The organism is Salinivibrio socompensis S35 (genome assembly GCF_000513715.1).
Classification (GTDB): Bacteria; Pseudomonadota; Gammaproteobacteria; order Enterobacterales; family Vibrionaceae; genus Salinivibrio; species Salinivibrio socompensis.
The window spans coordinates 1-4403 of record NZ_AQOD01000175.1 but is presented as its reverse complement, the minus strand read 5'-3'; the positions used below and the strand labels follow the sequence as shown (position 1 = coordinate 4403).

The 4403-nt window shown below is 45.2% G+C and carries 4 protein-coding genes and 1 pseudogene; all 5 read right to left on the bottom strand.

Translation table 11 applies throughout. The features are described 5' to 3' along the window. A pseudogene (locus DZ54_RS23780) lies at positions 1–313 on the bottom strand (hypothetical protein); the annotation flags it as partial. A 462-nt stretch (positions 314–775) separates the two neighbouring features. Then, positions 776–2359, bottom strand: coding sequence for a hypothetical protein (locus tag DZ54_RS26440; protein ID WP_240474054.1), 1584 nt, complete (start codon positions 2357–2359; stop codon positions 776–778). Beyond that, entirely contained in the window at positions 2307–3476 is a 1170-nt protein-coding gene (locus DZ54_RS26435) for a hypothetical protein (protein ID WP_240474053.1), read from the bottom strand. Before DZ54_RS26435 ends, DZ54_RS26440 begins: the two co-directional genes overlap by 53 nt. After that, positions 3439–3633 (bottom strand): hypothetical protein, encoded by a 195-nt coding sequence (locus DZ54_RS26430; protein ID WP_240474052.1) that lies wholly within the window; start codon positions 3631–3633, stop codon positions 3439–3441. The genes DZ54_RS26435 and DZ54_RS26430 overlap by 38 nt, the downstream gene beginning before the upstream one ends. A gap of 29 nt (positions 3634–3662) precedes the next feature. Continuing rightward, a complete protein-coding gene (locus DZ54_RS26425; RefSeq protein ID WP_240474051.1) occupies positions 3663–4316 on the bottom strand; it encodes a hypothetical protein in 654 nt (217 codons plus the stop codon). Between the last annotated feature and the right edge of the window lie 87 nt (positions 4317–4403).

The window sequence follows — 4403 nt, the reverse complement described above, 5'->3', positions numbered from 1 at the left end:
CATCCATGTAACGCTGGATCATATTCCACAAGCGCTGGTACTCCACCACACGTTCGTTGGTACCAATTAAGTTACTAATAGGCACACCCACAGAGTAAGGCTGATAGCGATGAACTAACATCAAGTTGTAGTTCAGGTGGCCTTGCGGACTAAGGGCCGACATCAACACACAATCAAATTCGATAAAAGGATGCGTAAAGCGCACTTTATTGCCACGCTTATACAAGGTCACCATCCCTGTCTGACGGTTTAAGCTATAAACAGGTTTGCTTTTTAAGAAAGGCGCTAAAAAATAGTAGCCTTTACATACCAATTTATAGTGCCCCCATATAAGTAAGCAAGGAAGTGTAAAATAAAGGGTTAGGCCATAGGCAATTATTGACCAGTCCTCCCATTTATCTATCCATTCTCCTTGACCAAAAAAAGAGCATATCCTATTAACAAGTAAAATAATGGCAAAAACAATATTAATATTATTTTGCCAAGCCCAACACTAAAAAGTACAGCTGAGACCAGCCTGATAGAAATTCACTATCTAAACTTTTTTCAGTCCAGAATGATGGCTTTCCATTCCCTTCTGTCTTCTTTTATTTTCGATGGTATTGTTTCTCGAGCAAGTGATAAGGAAATAGTGTCATTTGCCTTGGTAAAGGGGAACACTTTCCCCTTAGTGAGTAGCTGCTGCAAAAAACCGTGCGGTGTTTTAGATGATTGTGGAGTGAAACTTTCGGTATTATATGCCATTAATTACTACCAAGTTATTGTTTTACAAGCATTAGCCACGCGAGCTTATTATTAATGTGTCTTTCGTCCAGCCTAGATCGCTATCGTCATCCAGACTAAAGCTAGGCACAGGGGGTCTAACTTTTCCCTCTTCAAGTTGCTCCAGCGTCAGTGTTGGAAAAGTAGCCTCCTCGACTTTAAGTTGAGCCCTTGTAATTAACGCCGGAGAGTAATGATGTTCATAAACTCGCCCAGAAAGCAAACGAGATTCCATATTTGTTTTGGGCACGCGTTGTTCATACTTAATAAAAAACGCATAGCCTTCGTCAGTTCTTTCTTGCTTTAATAGTGTTAAATTAGCCGAATTTATGTTGATGATCTCACGATCTTCTTGCCTACCTACACGACTAATCGTCACCGTTTTTCTTTCAATTGCCTGACGTGCATAAAAGTCTATGTCAAGGCTAGTTGGGTTTAGCAATGAGGCCAGATTCGTATTCACATGAATAATATGGGTTGCGCCAAGCGCTCGCATACGGCCTTTCAGTTGCTCAGAAAAAGCCGTTTGACTCTCGAGATGGTAACCTTTTACAGATATCGTTAAAAACAAGCCTACTAAATGTTCATACGCCGATTTAGGATCTAATAGATGTCGATAGTCTTCATTAGGCTCTTCAGCAAAGGGGCCATTCGTCATCCAATCTTCTAAGGGGGTGTTTTTCCAAAACGAATAGAGGACCAAACCCACTACTGATAGACCTATCACCCAGCCAAGCCACTGGCCCATGCCAAATAGTATTGGTGCGCTGGTAGTAAATAACCCTGTCGCAACTGTGGTAACTAAGGTACCGGTTGCCACCACTCCATTGGCAATACTGGCATCAATATCATTATTTTGCCATAGCCAAATCGCATCCCAACCAGCAATTGCCGAGGTTAAAAAACCAGCGGAAAGGCTGGCTAGGCCTATTACGCTAACTCTACCAAGCAGCCTTACTGTATTACTTTTAGAGGATACCCAATTGACCAGAGAACTGGGTACGTTAAAAGCTTTGGCATTTGATACAATCGCAAGGCGAGAGGCATTTTGTGTGTAAAAATTTGAGGCATGTACTGTGGCTATTCCTAAGTCTGCTAGGACGCTGCCAACTTGCGCAAGTGAATAAGCATCACGAGCTCTTGTTAGATTACTAAAGTGTTGAGCATTCACCATCAAGTTTACAAGCTCAATAACTGCAATAAAATAAGGAACACGTAGTCCCTCGTAGGCGTTGCTAGCCGTCTGGTTGACATTGTTTAGAGATCGGCGGGTGTTGGCTTGATTAAAGGCTTCTGCCACGTGGCTGTCTTCTGCCACCACAACCACTTTAAGTGGCAACTTAGGCCCAACGAGTGCGCGATCAACACCGGGTATATCACTAGACCTAAACGCATTTTTACCGGTTGAAGCCACCAACTTCCCTGACGCATTTTCATACATACGTGCCATGGGTGCACTTTTTTGCTTGGTTTTAATGTGTTCTCGATCAATATCACTTAGGCCCCAAGTCAGGCCATGCCCTTCGACGCCAACGACAGTCCCTCTAAACGCCTTTCCACCGACGGGTTGATAGGTGATGTCCCCCCACCATTTCACTATTTGCTGATTTCATTAACCGCAAAACAGGTGCATAGGCACTGTTAAATTCAATGACCTTCGCTTCATCAGCCAAGTTTTGGCTCAATTCCAACAAGGTTTCGTAGTAGCCTCCTAGAATAATATTTAGAGTATTCGCAACCTGTCGCACGCCAGCAAAGGCACCCTCTTCGTTGTTGTTAGCGGACGACACTAAGGCAAGATCGAAGACACGCAACTCTTCATCTTGAATATCCGTACCCTTTTTAAACCACAATGCGAGTGACTCTGGCGTTGCCAACCCATCGCCTAGATTAACTGGCTCTGGCGGCTCTTCCAAAGACTCGTCCAAGCTGACGCTTTGTTCTGCAGGGAAAAGTATCGGGTGCAAAGCTGATCCGCCACTGGGCAGTAGAATATTCTTTGCTGTATCTAAATAGGGAGACATCCCCCGATCTTCATAGTGAGAGAGTTGGTCAAGCTTTTTCGTATTCACGCAAAGCGCAGATACCGCCTCTCCTATCAGCTTTTGGGCTGCCGCTGCATTGATATCGTTGAGTGAGCTGATATCTCGGATCACCACAGCCAGCCGCGGTTCCTCAATAATGCTTTGTACGTAACCTTGCAAATTTTCTATATCGGTGCAGCATATTTGACGCTCTACGGTACGCAGTGTTCGATGAAAGCGTCCCCCTAAGAAAGTATCCATCTCATCGTACGCAGCATGTGACGGGTTTTCATTCTCGCCAAACTTGGGAGGAACAACGAGCTTTTGCACTAACTCCGCAGAGCGGTAGTGCGGTTGTTGGCTCATATCAACGTAAATTTGTTGCATGTAAGCCACACCACTTCGCGCGAGGTATGTATGGTGTCTAAGGTCAAAAAGCGGATCGTCCAGCACGATGGCTCTTAAGTGACGTTGCTTGGCTTTAGTGAGATAGTCTTCTGTCGGTTCAGCCTCCCACATTTCGCTCTCTCCAGCGTCGGGAGAAAGAATATCCATCAGTGCAGAGTGTCTGAGTCCATACTCGTAGCGGTGAGGTTGATGATCATAATACCGAAGCATATTCGGCGCGGACTCGCCATCTTCCCTCATGGACTCAAGCTCTCCCTTCACCGTTTGATAGGTTTGATTCAATCCAAGCGCCGGATAGATCGCGATTGAGCTGCATCGGCTCGGCAAGGAAGAACTCTAACTCAGGCGCCCTCACTCGCATAGCAGGTAACGCTGAGACTTTCAGTATGTCTGACCCATCAACCGCATTAAGACTGTCTAGCGGTTTAGCACGTTGCATTAACTGCTCTGGATGTGCTTCAAGATAGTTCAGACGGGGCGCACTCCATTGCACTTCAGAAAATGCAATATGAACAACGGATTGCTCGTTTTTTGCTTTGGCGGGGACCAAATCTCGCCCAAGGACATTCCTGTCGCCACACGTTCTTCATCTTTAAAGGGTTGATCTCGCCCCTCTCGATAACGATAGAGATGAACGTCTTTTAGGCACATTTCCCCGTCTTCAGGTGTAATGTGGATCTCTCGCCATGCTTTGTGGTTATAGAAGACATATAAATAACCCGCGCGAACAGGTGCCACGCAATCCGCATTGGTAACGGATTCCTGATATGACGGCAAAAGAGTGAGCGGAAGCACTGAGTGAACCAAGTAATCTTGCTCGTCTTGCTTTCTCTCAGTCACTGTTACATTTTCAAATAACGGTAGCTTAATCGGCCCATCGTCTGCATCCACTTTCAACCAGACGTTACGATTTTCTTTCTCGTCGCTCCAGTCCCAGCTGTATATCGTGGTGTCATCGAGTTCGGGGTCTATCTTCTTCTTGGCTTCAAGAGAAGGTTGCTGCGTCATGTCTGTTAGATCATAAAATTCAAAATCCTGCTCAGCTCCATGCTGTATTCCTGTCACTTCAATAAGAAGCTTTTTGCCATCGCATGCAGGCGCTGAAGAAAACTTATCAGACATTTAAATACTCCCTAGGGCGTGTTGATCTTTGCTGTACACATTTTATTCAGCAATTACATCGGCAGCCACATTATAGTAAACGCCAGT

Bases quoted from the DNA above. Each gene is read 5' to 3' on its own strand.
- DZ54_RS26430 (WP_240474052.1), bottom strand. From the start codon at position 3,633: ATGCAACGTGCTAAACCGCTAGACAGTCTTAATGCGGTTGATGGGTCA.
- DZ54_RS26425 (WP_240474051.1), bottom strand. From the start codon at position 4,316: ATGTCTGATAAGTTTTCTTCAGCGCCTGCATGCGATGGCAAAAAGCTT.